The organism is Thalassobacillus sp. B23F22_16, assembly GCF_043496955.1.
GTDB lineage: Bacteria > Bacillota > Bacilli > Bacillales > Halobacillaceae > Thalassobacillus > Thalassobacillus devorans_A.
Genome location: NZ_JBIEKD010000031.1, coordinates 15,198 through 32,088, shown reverse-complemented (window position 1 = coordinate 32,088; position 16,891 = coordinate 15,198). Strand labels below are relative to the sequence as shown.

The following is a 16,891-nucleotide window of genomic DNA, read 5'->3' as shown; positions in this document are numbered from 1 at the left end:
CAGATAGAACAGGTGAACCTGTTCTTTTTATTTAACATTATTTTTCCATTTGCACATCCGAACAATAAACACCTGGCACTCTAAATCGCAAACAGGGCAGGTTCCGTATGCCTAACCCTGTTTGCGGTTAAGAGTGCCGCAAAAAAATGTCAATTGACTTTCGCGGCATATCCTTCACTGCGTTGCGGTATTCCACGATTCATTGACATTTTTTTGCAGGTGTTTAACGTTCTACTTAGCAAATGGGAAAAATAATCCCTTTCGGAAATCCTACTCGGATGTTCCAATAAAAAAATAATAAGTTCAAAAACACAAAAAGGATGATAACAAATGAGTAAAAAAATTTATGAAATGATTACAAACCAAATAATCGAAAAGCTAGAACAAGGAACAATTCCATGGAGAAAGCCCTGGATAAATGGCGTTGCTGTAAACTGGAAAACACAAAAACCATACAGAGGAATAAACACTATGCTTTTAGATGGTGGCGAGTATGCAACATTTAAGCAAATAAGTGAAGCAGGGGGAAAGGTTAAAAAAGGAGCAAAAAGTCATATCGTTGTTTTCTGGAAATTAACAAAGGTAAAAGAAAAAGACGAGAAAACAGGCGAGGAAACAGGCGAAAAAATAACTGTTCCATTGTTGAGATATTATCGAGTTTTTAAAGTTGGCGAACAAACCGAAGGAATCGAACGGAAACGGAAAGAAAAAGAATTTAATCATGACCCTATCGAGGAAGGAGAAAAAATCGTAAATGGTTATATAAACGCCCCTGATTACACGTATCACAGTGGCAGAGCCTACTATCAGCCATTTACAGATGTAGTTAATGTACCGCCCTTAAAAGACTTTGAAAAGCCGGAGGAATTTTATAGCACGAAATTCCACGAAATGGTACACAGCACAGGACACAAGGATAGACTAAACAGGGAGGGGGTAAAAGGGCTTGCGAGTTTTGGAAGTGAAACCTATTCAAAAGAAGAATTAATTGCAGAGCTTGGGGCTTCAATGATTTGCGGAGTGGCTGGCATTGACAATCATACCATAGAAAACAGCGCTTCATATATCCAAAGTTGGTTAAACGCTTTAAAGAATGATAAAACCTTGATTGTTTTCGCATCACAGCAAGCACAAAAAGCAGTTGACTATATTTTAAATGTAAAATTTGATTAGAAGTTTACCCACCAGTTGACTAGTCAACTGGTGGGTAAATAGAAAGGATGATAACAAATGAAACCATTAGAAATAAGCGAACAAACAGCTAAAGGAATAATCGAAAACAGAAGTCCACTAGGAGTATTTTATTTAAAGAGCAAAGGTGTTTTTGTTGGGATTGATAACTCAAACGGTGACAGTTTTGTAGAAGAATTTAAAGATAAAGAAACATGTCTTGCCTGGTTAAATTGTGAGATTGTTGAGTACCATACTGAAACAGATTTCAACAAATCATTAAAGCAATTAAAAGCAGAAACAGAAGAAGAATGTAATAACCCAAATTCCTTTGAAGTAATCATAACAGAGCATTTAGTTAGAGCAATAAATATAAATGCTGCATCCAAGGACGAAGCCATTAAGAAAGTGCAAGACCTATACGACAATGAGGAAATTGTTTTACATTATGAAGATTTTTCAGATGTAGAATTTAAATAAGGAGAGAAAAAGTAATGCAAAAAAATATAAATGAATTAAAAGAAGTTTTGACTGATTTTCTTATTAGTGAATACGGACAAACAGAAGATGATACAAAAGAGGATATGAAGCATTTAGAAAGAGAAGGAATTTTACAAATCGCTTATACTACTTTAGGGGATAATGAAGAATTAGAAATTGATGTTTTTTTAAACATTAAAAGAAACAGATTGGAGCAAGTTGTTTCAGGAAAAACCATTGAAAAAACGGAACTTACCAAATATGATACATTTGAAAACATGGTAACAGATTTAAATCATTGTGATTTTGAAGCCCTCACCCGACTAGATGATTTTGATGTTGATGATTTAATAATTGAAGATAAAAAACTAGCCGACATAGTACAATATTATGTTGCTGACTGATGGCTGAAAAGCCATCAGATCTTCGCATGGTTATAAAAACAAGTTCTTGTTTTTACTTTGATTAACAGGCAATCATCGAGATTGCCTTATAGTTTGCATCAAGCAAACTATGAGTTCGAGTGAAGAATAGGAAATAAAAGTATAAATACTTTTATGCTATTAAAAAGCAACATCTCATTAAAATGAGATGTTGCACAAGTCGATTTAAACGCAATTACTTTTAGTTTCATGGATAGTAGCCCATCTTTTTGCAAATTTAAGCCTTCCTGTAGCATGATAATTTGATTATTTAACAGTTATTGTTGGTTTATAGGCTTTAGCCTACTTTTTTTCTTTAAGATATATTTTATTCTGTCTTTTGTTTCGTGAGTAGTGTTTTAAGTGCAATACCACTTCAAGGAATAGTACTCTTCGGGGCAACCGCAAGGGTCTGTTAATTTACTGTAAGCAAGCAAAGAACGCTTGTCTAACATTAAATTACATCTCGCTGTGACCTAAAAAGACCGATAACTACAAATCGTAAAAGTTGGCCACTTTCCAAGTTCGTGAAAGTAGCCAACTTATAACGGTTTGTAAGTTCCTGCTCTTTTCTTAACGCTCCCACGATTGCAAAGATCAAAAGATAACAGAATAAAGACCAAGCAGATAGAACAGGTGAACCTGTTCTTTTTATTTAACATTATTTTTCCATTTGCACATCCGAACAATAAACACCTGGCACTCTAAATCGCAAACAGGGCAGGTTCCGTATGCCTAACCCTGTTTGCGGTTAAGAGTGCCGCAAAAAAATGTCAATTGACTTTCGCGGCATATCCTTCACTGCGTTGCGGTATTCCACGATTCATTGACATTTTTTTGCAGGTGTTTAACGTTCTACTTAGCAAATGGGAAAAATAATCCCTTTCGGAAATCCTACTCGGATGTTCTAATAAAAAAATAATAAAGAGAGGAAAAGTAAAAGATGAAAGAACTAAAAAAATGGCTGTCAAAGGCATGTTAAAAGAAATTAGAGACCATGAAAAAACTGTTAGAAAAGGTTACAAGCTACTGGAAGATGTTAAAAACGGTAAACCTATTAAAACAGATAAGACCGTACCAGAGATTAAAGAAGTTATAAGGCAACATGAATCTTTGATTGAATATATAGATGAACAAAGAAATGCTTTACTGTGGGAAATACAGGTAGAAAATCAGGAGGGTTCTAATTGATTAACAATACAGTTACGGAATGGTGTCCTCACTGTGAGCATGAAGTGGAGCTTCAAAGTTTATTTGAAGCTCAACCTTGCCCCGGTTGCAATGTTACGATCTTGCCATGTGCTCAATGTTTATTAGAAAACTGTGCTAACTGTCCATTATAATTTTGAAAGGATTGATAAAATGAAAATAATTATTGATGATTTTATTTTAAAAAATAAAGGTTGGAGTTTTCAAGAAACAATGGATAATGCAGATGTAAAAGGAGAAATCGAATATCATAGATTTTCTAACGGCGTTGAACCAACTAGAATATATATCTTGCCTACTTTTATGGCATTAAGTGAAAAATACGATAAACCTTATTATAACAATAAGTACACAATGATTTTAATGCCTTGTTGAGTATTACTGCATTCGTTGGTTGACTGGTTTACTGGTTAACTGAAAAATGTTACAATAAATATATAATTGGATGATATAGCAAATTTTCTAACAAAAATTGTAATATAAAAAGGATGTGATTATATGATAGGTAATTATCAAAATTGCTCTTTATGTGGAAGGTTGGCAGATGATGGCGGTCTAAAAAATGAACAGTTTACATGCCATGATTGTTTAGATCATGAACATGAAAAAAGGAGGAATAAACCTACATAACGAGAGGTATTTCCTCTCGTAATATAAAAAAAGGGTGATGTAAATGATTATTTATATGTTCAAATGGTCTATTTTGATTTTGGTAGCGGGTTGGTTTGTTGGTCAATTTACTTTTTTTCCTTTAGCTTTTCAGTTCCTTGCAGTTATTGTTTTTAATGTAATGTATGTACTATTCAAGATTGGACAGCAAATAAAAAAGTTATTTTCTAATTTAATTTAATGTTTTGACTTTAGTATAGGAGTGATAATTAATGAATACATGTGGCTTTTGTGCTAGTGATATCAATGATAAGTATTGTAACTTTTGTCAGATGGAATTAGATGATAAGCACATAATGCAAGATGGTAAACGTTTAAATCAAGCAAAGAAATTTTTGGGTTATCCTGATCGCACAGAAGTATATAAAAGTACCAAAGAATTAATGAAACTAGAAACCATTCATTTACTATGTTTATTACGTGAAGCTCGATCAATCAGAGCAGAAGTATATAAATTAAGGCTCTTGCGACACCAAGCAGAAGAACAGCAGGGAATGAATAATGAAATAGAATCTCTTGAAAATTATACTTATGATGAATATGAATCAGCTACCCGTAAAGTGTGGGTAATAGAAAATATTATCAAAGACCGTTTAGGGTACTTTCCTCAAAAGGTTACAAATAACTTTTTAAATATGTATCTTGAACGTATGGAACAATCAGAGAAAAAGAAAATGTTTATGAAAAAAACTACTAATTAAAAGACCAAAGGAGTGTTCAATATGAAAGCATTAAAAGTTACATTAACAATTAGTTTTGTGATTGCTATTTTAACAGGGTTATTAAGCGCTATGATTTCACTTGATGCAATGCTACAAGTCGTTTCATCAGAATTAACAGTGATTCCCTTTATAGATATAACATCTATAACACATAAGGGTATAGGTACAGCCATGATCATTAGTTTTGCTAGTATTGTTCTATCTTTTATTATAGGTAATAGCTTAAACAAAATAAATATAAAATAAAAGGAGTTCACTATGAGAAAAGAAGAAAATGACAAACACGTCAAAATATCGGCAGACAGACACCGAGAACTAAAGTTATTATCTGCAAAGACCGGAAAAGAAATGCGTGATATTATGAATGAAGCTTTCGATCAATACCTACTTAAAAACAAGTCAGAAAAATAAAAGGAGTTATTTAATGTTTAATGAAGCTTATAATAAATGTGCTGTATGTGGAATAGTTACAGATGATGGAGGTTTAAATAATGGTGAATTTAATTTCCATGACTGCTTAGATAAACAAGACAAACAAGAATAAAACGAAAAATACGTTGAAATATATTGAAATCGTTTTTACTTCATTGATTACTCAATCTATATCAAGTGTACTAAGATATTCAGTGTATTTAAGGAGGTTATATATTAATTGTGGATATTTTAGATTTAAACACATTAGAAAATATTATCTTAAACAATAGATTATTATTTTCTGCAATTATCATAATGATTGGTTTTGCATTAGTGCCAATCGTATTCATGATCGGGAGTTTTTTAGAAAGTAAGTGTAAAGCAGAAGAACTTGCCAAGGAAATGTCTTTAATAACTGCAATTGCTATTGCGGGATTGGCTTTATTTTCTGTGCCATTTGCTGAGGATTACGTTAATAAAAAAGTAACCAATAACTTTAATGATTACCTGAATGAATTACCTGATACAACAATAGAAGTACCTAGAAACTCACTTGAAAAAGTTGATGTGTTATCAAACAGAACTAATAAAAACTATAATATAGATTATGACGAAGAGGTTAGTTTTAAAGTTAACAAAAAAATATATGTTGAACAGATGAATGGTTATTTAAAAGATGGTATCGACACAGAGATAAAATGTACGCATAATAGCAATAAATTCACACTCACAGGTAAAGTGTTAGAGGAAGATATAAAAAATAATAAAAATAATAATGAACCATTTTTTTATAAAGGTTTTTATAATGCTACTTTAAGTGTTCCAGACACACATAGTTTATGTGACAGCGAGAACTAATTGTGTACCTTTTAGGTTATTGTTCAATTGGAGTGTAGTTATATTGAACTTATGAGAAACCGGGAGTAGACTGTATTCAAAGTGTTCTTTATGGGTTGTTCAATTTTTAAAAAGAAAAATCAAATTTGATTAAAAAGGAGAATTTAAAATGATGTTTTTTAGAGCAATGATAATTATTGGCGCACTAGGGGTTATTGTCGGTCCAGTAATATTTACATTTACAGACACAACAAAAAAAGACGACAAAACGAAAAGAATTAAAAAAACATATCGTTACATGATAGCCATAGGTGCTATTATGGTTTTGATTGGTTCTATATTCGCCAATTAATACAATTTGATAAACTATCAATTTATGATGAAAAAGGTAATGCTGTTGAAGTTTAAAAGGAGCGAGAACAAATGAATGAATTAACATTAAATCTTGATGTTCATAACAAATACGGATTTTACCAAATTGAAAATGGGTTCAAATGTGAATTTATGAATTTTAAAGGTTACTACATGAGATGCAATCAGGACAGAGGTATATTCAAAAAAGGCGAGATTTATACAATTCATAGTAATAGTAATGATGATATAATTTATTACGATATTGAAACAGCTTTAAGTACAAAGAAATTAGATGATCGAATTGATTATATGAATTTATTTCACTTCGTACCTGTTGAATGTTTTGAAGATGGTACATTTACACTTAGGACAGGATGTTGAAAAATGATTATTGGTTATGCAAGAGTTAGCTCCAAAGAGCAAAACCTAAGTAGACAAGTTCAAGAATTAAAAAAGTTCGGGTGTGATAAAATATACCAAGAAAAACAATCAGGGAAAAACTTCAAAGACCGTTCTATTTATAACGAAATGCGTTCAATATTAAGATTTAATGATGTTTTAGTAGTTCATGATCTCTCACGTTTTGGCAGAAATAAAGAGGAAATCATGAATGAGTGGGAATATCTTACGAAAGAAAAAGAAGTTGATATTGTCGTTTTAAATATGAGAGTTCTTGATACAAGACAGTACAAGAATGTAAAAGGAATTGGGGAGTTAATATCTAATATTGTTCTTGAATTGCTGTCGTGGTTAGTAGATGAAGAAAGAGAACGTATTCGACAAGCACAGCGTGAAGGTATTGAAATTGCTAAAAAACAGGGAAAATATAAAGGTAGACCGTTAAAGTACCATGCTAATGCCACCGGACAAGATAAAATTATTTATGATGATATTATAAATAGATTGAAGTCCGGCCAGAGCGTAATGGATATTCATTTAAAAACAGAAGTTTCCCGAAACACTATTTACCGAATAAAAAAGGATGAAAGTTCATGAAGAAGATGGATATTTCAAAAGAACAGTATGGGCGTTTAACTGTTTTGAGAGAAATAAAGAAATTCTTGTGGTTGTTTAATACTAGAAAGTAGCCAGAATTTACAATCCTATAATCAAAAACATCATTTTAAAGATGGGGTCTATGTACCAGGTTTAACAAGTAAATTGCGTTCTGACAATACATCATTGATTTTATAAATAAGATAAGCCCTAATATTAAACCGGAAACAATCAGACAGACCATTGAACCCAAAACTCGAAGATGCCCTTCCTGCAATGGCACGCTTACTGTTAGATACAGCAAACAAGGAAATTCATTCATGGGCTGTTCTAACTACCCAACGTGCAAACACACAGAAAATATAGCAAAATAAAATGGCGAGCCACTAAGTAGCTCGCCTATCCTTTTTGTGACAATCACAAGAAAGGATGATAACACCTTCATTGTACCACAATTATTAGTCGTTTTTAATCTTTTCCTTGATTTTATTAATTTCTTCTTTTTTCTTATCTATATCCTTCTTGATATCCTTAATATCGCTTTTTAAATCTTTCTTTTTATCTTTATCCTTTTCGTCAGATAAATCTTTTTCTTTCGATTCAAGTTTTTTATTTAGTTTTTCCAGTTCTTCGAATGCTTCCCTTTCGGAAGTATATTGATCAACATATCTGTCATATTGTGATTGCAGCATTTCATAACTTTCTTCATTCTCTTTATAATCATCAATAAGTTTATCTAATTCATCAACTTGATTCGTTAGTACAAATGCTTTAACAGCTAGATTAGCTCTATTTTCATCAAAGTTGGTTAAGTGGCTGCTTTCGACCATACCCTGATAATTATCTTCCATGTTGGCCAGATCGAATTTTAATACATCACTATCTTCAAATGATGTTTGCAATGTCTCTAGTTCCGATTTAATGGCATCTGGATTATCTTTATGACTCTCCTTGATAGTATCAGCTATTTTAACATCACTACCTGGCTCTAATGTCATTGCTTTAGTATATTGTTCTTGCTGAATGTACCAGTCAATTAAAGTTGCTTGATCTTTCTTTGGAAGATTAGAGTACCCGATTGCATCTAACTTTGCATATGCTCTATCTATATCTTCTTCATTTCCTGAAATATACAATCTGTATGCTTCAAGCACATCTTCTTTTTGTGATAATTCCTTTTGAACTTCATCTTCCTCTGATGATGCACCAGTGGTTAAATCAGTTGTTGCAATCAAGAACCCAAATACTCCTATAACACCAATAATAGTCAACATAGAAGTCGGGGTAGTTAGTTTATCTAATAAGTTGCCTGACGACTTATTTTTACCTTCTTTCGTGCCTGCTTGCTCTTTTAAAGCCTGTTTCATTTGTTCATCAGGATTAGTCTTTTTTTTCTTAGGAGTGAGTTTTTCCTTTATAGCAAAAAGTTTGCTTTTCTCTCTTTTTTCAGCTTTAGCCTGTTCATCCAATAATGCTTGATAATCAACTTCTCGTTTATATGCTTGAATAGCTCCATCAATATCTTCAACTGTATTACAAGCCAGAATATCATCACTGAATTGATATACTTCATTTGTTTTTTCGATAAAGTCAGCACGTTTAGGTTTTGCAATGATGCTCTTTTTGTTAGTTAAAGCAAGTAAAATTAATTCCTTTAATCCATCAACTGCATTATCCTGTTTGTAGATTTTAAAACCCTCAAAATTAAATATCAAGGCTTTTACTCTTTGTTCTGTTAAATCAATAACCATGTTTTCTTTTTGCCATAAAACTGCTACATCCTGTTTTGCCAGATCAACCATTGACTTCAAAAATGGTATCATGTCTTTTAATTTATATTTATGAATTTGATGAAAGTCCACGCATCCATCAAGATCATATGATATTTGAAGTCTGTCACGAATTGAACTGAAATGATCTGCATAAATAAAAGTATCAGGATAACCAATTTCCTTGATTTTATTAACATAGTTTTCTTCTAATATTTCTGGTTCTTCAAGAGATAGCCTGTTAAATGGCATTGTTACAATGGCTTCATTCTTTTCGTAATGTACTTCACCGAACCTATTAAGTATTTTCATTTGTTATCATCCTTTTTGTTATTATCTTAAAATTTCATTCCTTCGATCAAATCACCAAAGTTATTTCCATCCGAAATTTCCTCGCCATGATGAATTTGATTTTCTATTTCTTGCTCCACTTCATCTATGTTACTAGGTAACTCCTTATATTCTTCAACCTCGTTAGTTGCTGCTACATCATTATTTATTTCTTGTATATCCTCATTAGTCAATCCGGCTTGTTGAACAAGCCTTTCATGTGTTTCAACACCACTGCCTTTAGAAGTATCATTTTCAACCTTTTTCGACTTGCTTTTTTGATAATCTGATAATTTTTGTTCTTCAACAACTTCATGAACTTCCTCTTTCATCACCGGAGAAGTAAAACCAAGTTCACTCCGTTTATTGTTATAGTTTGCAACGAAATTACCAGTGCTATCTTTTTTTGAAATTAGGTCTTGATATATGTCTGATTGCATCGCTTTATTTAAAAACAATGGGTTCTGTCCTGCAATAATCACTATGGATTGATGCTTTTCAAGAGAGCCAATTTCTGCCGGGGTCATTAATGGTCTTTCGACATGTTCCTTATTAGTCGAAACTGTTTTCCCTTGTCTTGATACCGATATTGATTCTTTGCTAACCTCTTTTGTTGTCTGACCAAGAGCATCACTAATCCATTTTGTTGTTTCGGTATCTTCTTGTTTAGCCCTTAATAAAATCGTCGTGTCATGGTTTCCTAGTATATCGTTAGTTTCCTCACTACCGTACATACTTCTTTTTTCTAACTGTGACTTATTCTGTATAATCGTATGCATGGATAAACCAAGAGAACGACAGGTTGCTAGTGTCCGAGAATAGTTATCAATTTTACCGATATTTGCAAATTCATCTAGCATAAAAACAATTTTTCTTTTTAGTTTTTGATCATGACTTTGTGAAGCAACATCATAATAAATATTTATCATTTGACTAAAGAAAACACTTGTTAAAGGTGCAAACGTATCATCTTCCATAGATAGCTTCACATAAAGGATTGCTTTTTCATCAACAAAATCTTGAAAATGGAAGTCGCTTGTTCTAGTCATCTGTTTAACCTGGGGGAGCTTAAATATATTAAAACCATTATTAAGTGTTGAAGTAACAGAACCTCTAGTGTTTCCAGTTAAATCAATAATAGAATTAAGCATTTCCCTAGCCGGGTGATCTTCCGGAATGGTTTTTATCCATTCGTTAAATGTTTCTTCATCCTGAACATGCTTTGTATAAACATTAACGACCTGTTCCATGTTTGCTTCCTCTGGGGGAAATTCAGATTTAACATAAATAATTAACGCTGAAAGCATGTTAGTGGCTGAATTTTTAAAGAATACATTATCGCCACCTCCATCCCCTTCAAAGTTAGTTATAATTGTATTGGCTACTTTTTGAGCTTGTAATGTTGTTTCAACATAACTCAATGGATTATATTTTGACTGCATAAACGATATAAAATCTACTTGATAAATTTTATATCCCTGATCTTTTTTCAGTTGAGCTGTAAGGTTATATAATTCACCTTTAGGGTCAGTAACAATAATTGATTTATCCCTTACATTTACTAAGTTGGGGATTACATATGATTGTGATTTTGCTGAACCACTAGAACCAATAACAGCTATGTTTTGGTTACTAACATCTGCCGATTCATCCATTATTAATAATTTATTGCTGTTCGGTACTTTCCCTAATATATAACCATTTTTCAATTGTGTTAAATTATATTTTAAATCTTTTTTATAGGTACTTTCCTTATGAGCAGCAAGAACCTTTCCATCCCTAATTTTATCCGGGTTTTCCCAGTGCGCTGTACCATGTAATCCATAATCATGAGCATCACTGTATTGTTGATTAAATAAGTTTTTCCTTAAAAGATATAAAAAAACCGCCAGAATACCAATAGGTATAAAAGGAACTATTACTTTCAAATTTTCATCATTAATTACATAGTTGTATATATTAGTTGGTTGTTTTAATGCATCAAATATCTGCATTTCATTTCCTACCGTAAATTTGTAAACATAAGATACTACTAAATATGAAGCTGCTAAAGATATAACAACTCCGATTATTACTAAATTCAGCCAACCGTCTTTTAGTTTACTCACTTCGATTCTCCTTTCTTTATCGTCTTGTAATTACTCTTGTCATGGATTGAGTAGCACTAATCGCACCACGCCCAGAGCCACTAGAGTTACCAAACTCTTTCAGTAGTCCAGGTAATGAAATACCGACAACTAAGAAAGCAAGTGATATAACCTTTTGAAATGCACTTGTTAGAGGGTCTTGTGAAAAAATAGCATCCATTGAACTTGCATAACTGAATGAAAGCATCACCGTTAAACCTTGCAAAGCTAATGTTAAAAATCTCGCTATGATTGTTTTAAGCCACATTGAAAACATATTATATTCATCATTAACCATTGTCACAATAGCTACAGGACCGACTGTGTAAAATAGTCCTATCAGAGCGAATGTATAAGCCATTTGGAAAAACAAAACCGCCAACAGTACCGCATATAAAATAATCAGCAATACAAAGATTGAGCCATTTGGTGTTAAAAGAAACTTTAACATTAAATCGTTTGAAATCTGATTACTGTTACTCACATAACTGAAAATACCGTAATTCACTCGATATTGTATCGTTAGAATAAATTTAAAGAATAAATCGTACGAGAACAGGAATACACCTGCCATTATAATTTTTATTATCTTTTCATTCATAACACCAATCGTATCAGCATGATTGGTCATTCTAAAAACATAGATTTTCATTAATTGAAAAAGGATAAACACCCCTAATAATGATTGAGTAAATGTTTTAAAGTTACTTTTAAACTTATTGAATGTGTCATCCTGCAATATTTTTTCGGGTTCAATTGCTAATTTTTCCATTGGAGCCATTAAAAAATTTATAACTGATGTTCCGGCAACATAAACAACGTTAGTAATATGACAAAGAACATTTGTCATACCACAATCAAAACTTCCTTTGTTATAATCAAACTTTTTGATTAAATCAACATACACTTGCCCGCCTGGTGTAGTTTCTGCCATTTCATCAAATTCATCTTTATAAGCATTGTAGAACTTCTTTTTCCCATCCTCAATTTCTTTTAAATTATGTGTATCAAGTTCTTGAGAATCAACATCTATTTCCTCCCGAATATCTTCACCCGATTTATTTAATTCTGAATCACCCCGATTAAGAGAATCAGGTTCGACTTCTTCGGCTAACGCATCTAATGGCTGCATTGTAACAATATACATTATTGATACAATAAGGGTAAAAATCATAGTCTTTCGGAGCAATTGTTATCATCCTTTCTTCATGCCACCTTCTACAAAATTGACAGTATCGTTACTACCAGAGCGACACCTATCAAGGCATAGACTGTAAATAATTTAAATTTATATTTCTCTAATTCATCATTTTCCATGGGTCTCTCATGATTTCTTTCAAACTTTCTTTTTTCATTTTCTATTTTTTGTTCAAAGAATCGATCAACAAATTTATCTTGAAAATTACTAATTCCACATATTATATTTTTCATATTTACTCATTCACTTTTTCCATATGACATGCTATACCGTCATCAAAATCATAAAGATCATCTTCTTCGTAAACAATTTGCAAGTGTCCTTCGTCAGTAATATTTACTCTATATCTCGCTGTATCTTCGTAACCTCCACTTAATATTGCATAATCGTAATCGTCATTATCTGTTTCTTCTATTTTATAATCTTTAAAACCCTCAATTCCAACAACCATTCCATCATCACTAAATGTTATCTTTTCATCCATATTTGTATCACAGTCATCCTCTTCATCTGTGTTTTCCCAAGTACCGATTATTTCTTTCTCGGTACTTTGGGAACATGCGGATACTATCAATAAAATAAACAAACCTATGAAAATAACTTTGCTTTTTCTCATTTATTTTCTCCCTCCTTTGGCGTATTCCTCAAATTCGTCAATCACCCATGTTTCATCTTTTTTAATTAAGTTGATTTCTATAACTGTAAAACCTGTCTCTGTTTGTTCTTCATAGCCCATCTTTAAATCAAAGGTTACAATGGCTTTATAATGGGAATCATCTTTGTATTTTCCGAATATGTCGATATTACTTACCTCTCTGTCAATGCTCCCCACCTTCCCTTGATTCTCGTCAGGTGGAAGTTCATCACCGAATAAACCTGTTAAAACTTCTTCCGTTGCTGAATCTTTAATTTCCTCATATAGTTCTTTTCTATTTTCAAGCGTATAAACTTTTGTTACAAACCACTCTATATCATTATCAAATGTGTTTTCTTTTTCATCTTCACTAAGGTTTTGAAGGTTTTCATTTTCTTCCTGGAGTTGCTTAACTTTATTTTGTTCATCAACCACTGCTTTTTCTGCATCATTCTTCTTTATCCCGTTGAACGTTGCAACACCAAGGAGAATGACAGTTAAAACTAGCAAAATTAAACTAAAGTTTATTTTCTTCATAGTCTCACCCTTTTTTTATCGTTGTGCAGGAAAGTCCAAGAAATCTCTAGGATTCATATGACCTCCCCATTGTTCACTTTTTGTTTCAAAATGCAAATGTGGACCTGTTGAATCTCCTGTACTTCCGCAAACACCAAGTTGAGTTCCCTCTTGAACATAATCCTCTTGATCAACATCTAGCATGGACATGTGAGCATAATGGGTATAAAAGCCATCTTCATGTTTCACAATTACGGAATTTCCATAACCACCCTTATTAAATTCGCTGTAAATCACTTGACCTGCCCCGACTGAATATATAGGTGTAACACCACCAGTGCAACCTAAATCAATCCCTTTATGATCGCTTGAGCCTACCCCATCACCAGGAGATAGTCGATAACCATAATTACTTGTTACAATAACTTGCGTTAGTGGCATTACTAAATCTCCTGCAAAATCTACTTTTTCGTCCGGGTTATTTTCATTCGGTAAAAATGCCTTTATCGTTGGTACATAAAGAATGTCTCCATAACAAGCACCAAATTCTTTTGCTTCCTCCCGAATACAAGTATAATTTTCCGGGTCTGGTACTTTATCCATCATGTGCTGACTAAATTCAATAGCTATATCTCTTGACCATTCATTGTTATGATGTTTTTGTGTCCAATCCGCGAACCCATTACCAAAGTTGTAAGATGCAATAGCTACTTCTGTATTTCCTTTTGCTTTGCTTACATTATTTTTAAAATGTTTAACAGCTTGATCTATTGATTCTAAGGGGTCAGTGATACATCCAATTGAACCACATTTTGATTCACTTGATTGAAAAATGTCTCCATTTGTTGCAATCATATCACCACCTGATTCTTGTTGAAGAATGGCTAATAAAACAGGTAAATGTTCAGGGTCTAAACCATTTTCTACAATAGATTCTTTAATATCATCTTCCCACTGTAATACTTTTTCTGATAATTGCTTACCTCCGCCGCCTAACTTGCCACTTTCCCCCATGTCGCTTGATAATATTGAAGCAACCACAACAACTACTAATATAATTAAAAGCGCAGCTACTAAAAGTATAGGCCAAGATAATTTTGAGATTAATGATCTAGCTATTACGCCACCGATTCTTTTAAGATTATCATTCATTTTATAACCTCATATCACATTTTGCTCTAATACACTATAATCTTTATCTAGCCATAACTTTTTCTCTAAATCAGTTAATTCAACATCTATTTTGACCTTTCGGCTACCAACGAACAAAAAGCCCTTTCCTGCCTTTGCTGATTTTTCAACTTCCTGAAACTCTAGAAAGTCAATTTCAGATTCTGAAAAGTCATAGTGCATTTCATCATTTACAACCATGACTTCTTTTCGCTGCATTGGGAGAATAAGTTGTTGTACTGATAAAGCAATAACTGCATCACCATAATTTCTGTTTTCGTCTTTTGCGCTTAGAAAATCTTGAATTTGTTGTGTTGCTGATGTAATACCGCAGTTAAACGATCGGACTACTTTCATCATTTCATATAAATATTCCATTGCCACTGTAACTCTAGGGTCAGCAATAATATGTGCTTCATCAATATATAGCTGTGTAGGTTCTAAATCACCGTTCATTATTTCATCTCGTAGTGATGATAATAATAAGAAATAAAGTGGTTTTTGTAATCGTTTATTGTTATAAACAGAAAACAAATCATATGATATTAATTTACTGTTAACATCAACATTGGTATATCCATTAAACACGTTTGAGTAAGTTCCTACTGCATATGCCCTTAATGTTTGATGGAAATTCCTTAAAATTTCATATTGCTCTGCATCAGTCTTTCGTTTCTCTTCCAAGAGGTTATATAAATCTTCCATTAAAGGAAAATCTGTTGCATTTAAATTTGAAATATCTGTTTCAATAGTTATATTTTTTCTTCCGTATAGTTCTAATATTACTTCCGACAAAACATCCACCTCTAGGTCATCCATGTCGGCATACATCAATTGAAACATAGTTATAAGCGTAGAAATCTTATCATATAAAGGGTTTTTTGCTTTCAAATCCCCACTCTGTTCATCATAGGCGTGGGCAGGTAAATCAAAGGGGTTAATAATTGATCCACCTTCAAGAGAAAACTTTACCCACACGCCACCTAACCGTTCATATACCTGACCAAATTCACCTTTAGGGTCAATTGTGATAATTCGATTTCCAAACATATATTTACGCATCATATTGGCGAACATAGCAGTAGACTTACCACTTCCTGTTGTGCCAATATACACAGAATGTTTATTAAGATATTCTTCATCATTTACGATAATGATATTGTTTGTATCAAGATTTTTTCCTTGAATAATACCCTTATCATTAAATATTTCATTCTCATGAAATGGGAAGAAAAAACTTACAGCTTCGCTGTTCATGGGGCGATAAGTTAGATCATAGACCTTATTTTTATTTAAAGGGAGAAATGAATCAAAAGCATCTTTTGCCCTGGTAACTGGAAAAATAAGTTTCCCAATTGGTGCAAAAAAGTTTTTAACAACATTCGTGACACGCTCAAGCTCATCTTTTGAAGGTGCCACCACATGAACAAGTAACTGAAACATGAACATTCTTTCTTTTTGTCGTATCAATTGTCTTAGCAGCATCTGGTTCGATTCGATTTGTGCAATTGCATCTTCTTTAACGCTTGCTGATAAGCGTTCTTCATTTAGTTTAGCTCGATTTTGTTCAATTGACCGTGATAATTCTGTTCTAACTTTGCCTGAATCGTATATCTCCATATGTTGAACAATCGTAATTGTTTCCGATAGTTCAGACAGTTTGCTAATATCTTCTTGTGATAACAAAGGTTCAAAATCAACACATACTAAGGTTCGTGTAAAATTACTTCCACTTCTGACGTAATCCTCTTTAATTTCAATTGAATCTGGAGCAATCTTATCTCTTAATTGATTATCATCACTAACAGTCATCTCAAAATTTATACCATCTTGTTTTTTTCCTTTAAATTTATTAATAATCTTTGAAAGCATATG

At 32.6% G+C, this 16,891-nt stretch carries 20 protein-coding genes; 13 read left to right on the top strand and 7 right to left on the bottom strand.

The features are described 5' to 3' along the window. Positions 1 to 330: 330 nt before the first annotated feature. The 13 genes from ACGTNI_RS17945 to ACGTNI_RS17885 all read left to right on the top strand — a co-directional run bounded on the left by ACGTNI_RS17945 (position 331) and on the right by ACGTNI_RS17885 (position 7,647). On the top strand, positions 331 to 1,173 hold the full coding sequence (locus tag ACGTNI_RS17945) for an ArdC family protein (RefSeq protein WP_394463994.1): 843 nt from the start codon (positions 331 to 333) through the stop codon (positions 1,171 to 1,173). 57 nt (positions 1,174 to 1,230) lie between these two features. Then, positions 1,231 to 1,650 carry a DpnD/PcfM family protein gene (locus ACGTNI_RS17940; protein WP_394463993.1) on the top strand — a complete coding sequence of 140 codons (420 nt, stop codon included), beginning with the start codon at positions 1,231 to 1,233 and terminating at the stop codon, positions 1,648 to 1,650. Between the two features lie 14 nt (positions 1,651 to 1,664). After that, the gene (locus tag ACGTNI_RS17935) at positions 1,665 to 2,054 is read left to right on the top strand and encodes a hypothetical protein (protein ID WP_394463992.1); all 390 of its coding nucleotides are present in this window, start codon (positions 1,665 to 1,667) and stop codon (positions 2,052 to 2,054) included. Positions 2,055 to 3,032: 978 nt separating this feature from the next. Next, on the top strand, positions 3,033 to 3,263 hold the full coding sequence (locus tag ACGTNI_RS17930; protein ID WP_394463991.1) for a hypothetical protein: 231 nt from the start codon (positions 3,033 to 3,035) through the stop codon (positions 3,261 to 3,263). Between the two features lie 171 nt (positions 3,264 to 3,434). Next, positions 3,435 to 3,656: a hypothetical protein gene (locus tag ACGTNI_RS17925; RefSeq protein ID WP_394463990.1), complete on the top strand. Its 222-nt coding sequence runs from the start codon at positions 3,435 to 3,437 to the stop codon at positions 3,654 to 3,656. 506 nt (positions 3,657 to 4,162) lie between these two features. Continuing rightward, positions 4,163 to 4,651, top strand: coding sequence for a hypothetical protein (locus ACGTNI_RS17920; protein WP_394463988.1), 489 nt, complete (start codon positions 4,163 to 4,165; stop codon positions 4,649 to 4,651). A 21-nt stretch (positions 4,652 to 4,672) separates the two neighbouring features. Then, the gene (locus tag ACGTNI_RS17915; RefSeq protein ID WP_394463987.1) at positions 4,673 to 4,918 is read left to right on the top strand and encodes a hypothetical protein; all 246 of its coding nucleotides are present in this window, start codon (positions 4,673 to 4,675) and stop codon (positions 4,916 to 4,918) included. 12 nt (positions 4,919 to 4,930) lie between these two features. After that, positions 4,931 to 5,083, top strand: coding sequence for an RH3 domain-containing protein (locus ACGTNI_RS17910; protein ID WP_394463985.1), 153 nt, complete (start codon positions 4,931 to 4,933; stop codon positions 5,081 to 5,083). A 243-nt stretch (positions 5,084 to 5,326) separates the two neighbouring features. Further along, on the top strand, positions 5,327 to 5,944 hold the full coding sequence (locus ACGTNI_RS17905) for a hypothetical protein (RefSeq protein WP_394463984.1): 618 nt from the start codon (positions 5,327 to 5,329) through the stop codon (positions 5,942 to 5,944). 148 nt (positions 5,945 to 6,092) lie between these two features. Beyond that, positions 6,093 to 6,275: a hypothetical protein gene (locus tag ACGTNI_RS17900; protein WP_394463983.1), complete on the top strand. Its 183-nt coding sequence runs from the start codon at positions 6,093 to 6,095 to the stop codon at positions 6,273 to 6,275. Between the two features lie 71 nt (positions 6,276 to 6,346). After that, the gene (locus ACGTNI_RS17895) at positions 6,347 to 6,658 is read left to right on the top strand and encodes a hypothetical protein (RefSeq protein WP_394463981.1); all 312 of its coding nucleotides are present in this window, start codon (positions 6,347 to 6,349) and stop codon (positions 6,656 to 6,658) included. A 3-nt stretch (positions 6,659 to 6,661) separates the two neighbouring features. After that, positions 6,662 to 7,273: a recombinase family protein gene (locus ACGTNI_RS17890; protein ID WP_394463980.1), complete on the top strand. Its 612-nt coding sequence runs from the start codon at positions 6,662 to 6,664 to the stop codon at positions 7,271 to 7,273. Between the two features lie 182 nt (positions 7,274 to 7,455). Next, entirely contained in the window at positions 7,456 to 7,647 is a 192-nt protein-coding gene (locus tag ACGTNI_RS17885; protein ID WP_394463996.1) for a topoisomerase DNA-binding C4 zinc finger domain-containing protein, read from the top strand. Positions 7,648 to 7,731: 84 nt separating this feature from the next. Here ACGTNI_RS17885 and ACGTNI_RS17880 read toward each other — a convergent pair whose 3' ends face one another. The 7 genes from ACGTNI_RS17880 to ACGTNI_RS17850 form a co-directional block, all read right to left on the bottom strand. Further along, positions 7,732 to 9,354, bottom strand: coding sequence for a hypothetical protein (locus ACGTNI_RS17880; protein WP_394463979.1), 1,623 nt, complete (start codon positions 9,352 to 9,354; stop codon positions 7,732 to 7,734). A 26-nt stretch (positions 9,355 to 9,380) separates the two neighbouring features. Then, positions 9,381 to 11,480 carry a VirD4-like conjugal transfer protein, CD1115 family gene (locus tag ACGTNI_RS17875; protein WP_394463978.1) on the bottom strand — a complete coding sequence of 700 codons (2,100 nt, stop codon included), beginning with the start codon at positions 11,478 to 11,480 and terminating at the stop codon, positions 9,381 to 9,383. A gap of 16 nt (positions 11,481 to 11,496) precedes the next feature. Next, positions 11,497 to 12,687: a conjugal transfer protein TrbL family protein gene (locus ACGTNI_RS17870; RefSeq protein ID WP_394463977.1), complete on the bottom strand. Its 1,191-nt coding sequence runs from the start codon at positions 12,685 to 12,687 to the stop codon at positions 11,497 to 11,499. Between the two features lie 244 nt (positions 12,688 to 12,931). Beyond that, on the bottom strand, positions 12,932 to 13,312 hold the full coding sequence (locus ACGTNI_RS17865; protein ID WP_394463976.1) for a hypothetical protein: 381 nt from the start codon (positions 13,310 to 13,312) through the stop codon (positions 12,932 to 12,934). Further along, positions 13,313 to 13,867 (bottom strand): YddI family membrane protein, encoded by a 555-nt coding sequence (locus ACGTNI_RS17860; protein ID WP_394463975.1) that lies wholly within the window; start codon positions 13,865 to 13,867, stop codon positions 13,313 to 13,315. A 15-nt stretch (positions 13,868 to 13,882) separates the two neighbouring features. Then, the gene (locus tag ACGTNI_RS17855; protein ID WP_394463974.1) at positions 13,883 to 14,998 is read right to left on the bottom strand and encodes a lysozyme family protein; all 1,116 of its coding nucleotides are present in this window, start codon (positions 14,996 to 14,998) and stop codon (positions 13,883 to 13,885) included. A gap of 9 nt (positions 14,999 to 15,007) precedes the next feature. Then, on the bottom strand, positions 15,008 to 16,888 hold the full coding sequence (locus ACGTNI_RS17850) for a VirB4 family type IV secretion system protein (protein WP_394463973.1): 1,881 nt from the start codon (positions 16,886 to 16,888) through the stop codon (positions 15,008 to 15,010). Positions 16,889 to 16,891 lie beyond the last annotated feature (3 nt).

Coding starts and splice junctions, on each gene's coding strand:
- ACGTNI_RS17945 (WP_394463994.1), top strand. CDS start 331: ATGAGTAAAAAAATTTATGAAATGATTACAAACCAAATAATCGAAAAG.
- ACGTNI_RS17940 (WP_394463993.1), top strand. CDS start 1,231: ATGAAACCATTAGAAATAAGCGAACAAACAGCTAAAGGAATAATCGAA.
- ACGTNI_RS17935 (WP_394463992.1), top strand. CDS start 1,665: ATGCAAAAAAATATAAATGAATTAAAAGAAGTTTTGACTGATTTTCTT.
- ACGTNI_RS17930 (WP_394463991.1), top strand. CDS start 3,033: ATGGCTGTCAAAGGCATGTTAAAAGAAATTAGAGACCATGAAAAAACT.
- ACGTNI_RS17925 (WP_394463990.1), top strand. CDS start 3,435: ATGAAAATAATTATTGATGATTTTATTTTAAAAAATAAAGGTTGGAGT.
- ACGTNI_RS17920 (WP_394463988.1), top strand. CDS start 4,163: ATGAATACATGTGGCTTTTGTGCTAGTGATATCAATGATAAGTATTGT.
- ACGTNI_RS17915 (WP_394463987.1), top strand. CDS start 4,673: ATGAAAGCATTAAAAGTTACATTAACAATTAGTTTTGTGATTGCTATT.
- ACGTNI_RS17910 (WP_394463985.1), top strand. CDS start 4,931: ATGAGAAAAGAAGAAAATGACAAACACGTCAAAATATCGGCAGACAGA.
- ACGTNI_RS17900 (WP_394463983.1), top strand. CDS start 6,093: ATGATGTTTTTTAGAGCAATGATAATTATTGGCGCACTAGGGGTTATT.
- ACGTNI_RS17895 (WP_394463981.1), top strand. CDS start 6,347: ATGAATGAATTAACATTAAATCTTGATGTTCATAACAAATACGGATTT.
- ACGTNI_RS17890 (WP_394463980.1), top strand. CDS start 6,662: ATGATTATTGGTTATGCAAGAGTTAGCTCCAAAGAGCAAAACCTAAGT.
- ACGTNI_RS17880 (WP_394463979.1), bottom strand. CDS start 9,354: ATGAAAATACTTAATAGGTTCGGTGAAGTACATTACGAAAAGAATGAA.
- ACGTNI_RS17865 (WP_394463976.1), bottom strand. CDS start 13,312: ATGAGAAAAAGCAAAGTTATTTTCATAGGTTTGTTTATTTTATTGATA.
- ACGTNI_RS17860 (WP_394463975.1), bottom strand. CDS start 13,867: ATGAAGAAAATAAACTTTAGTTTAATTTTGCTAGTTTTAACTGTCATT.
- ACGTNI_RS17855 (WP_394463974.1), bottom strand. CDS start 14,998: ATGAATGATAATCTTAAAAGAATCGGTGGCGTAATAGCTAGATCATTA.
- ACGTNI_RS17850 (WP_394463973.1), bottom strand. CDS start 16,888: ATGCTTTCAAAGATTATTAATAAATTTAAAGGAAAAAAACAAGATGGT.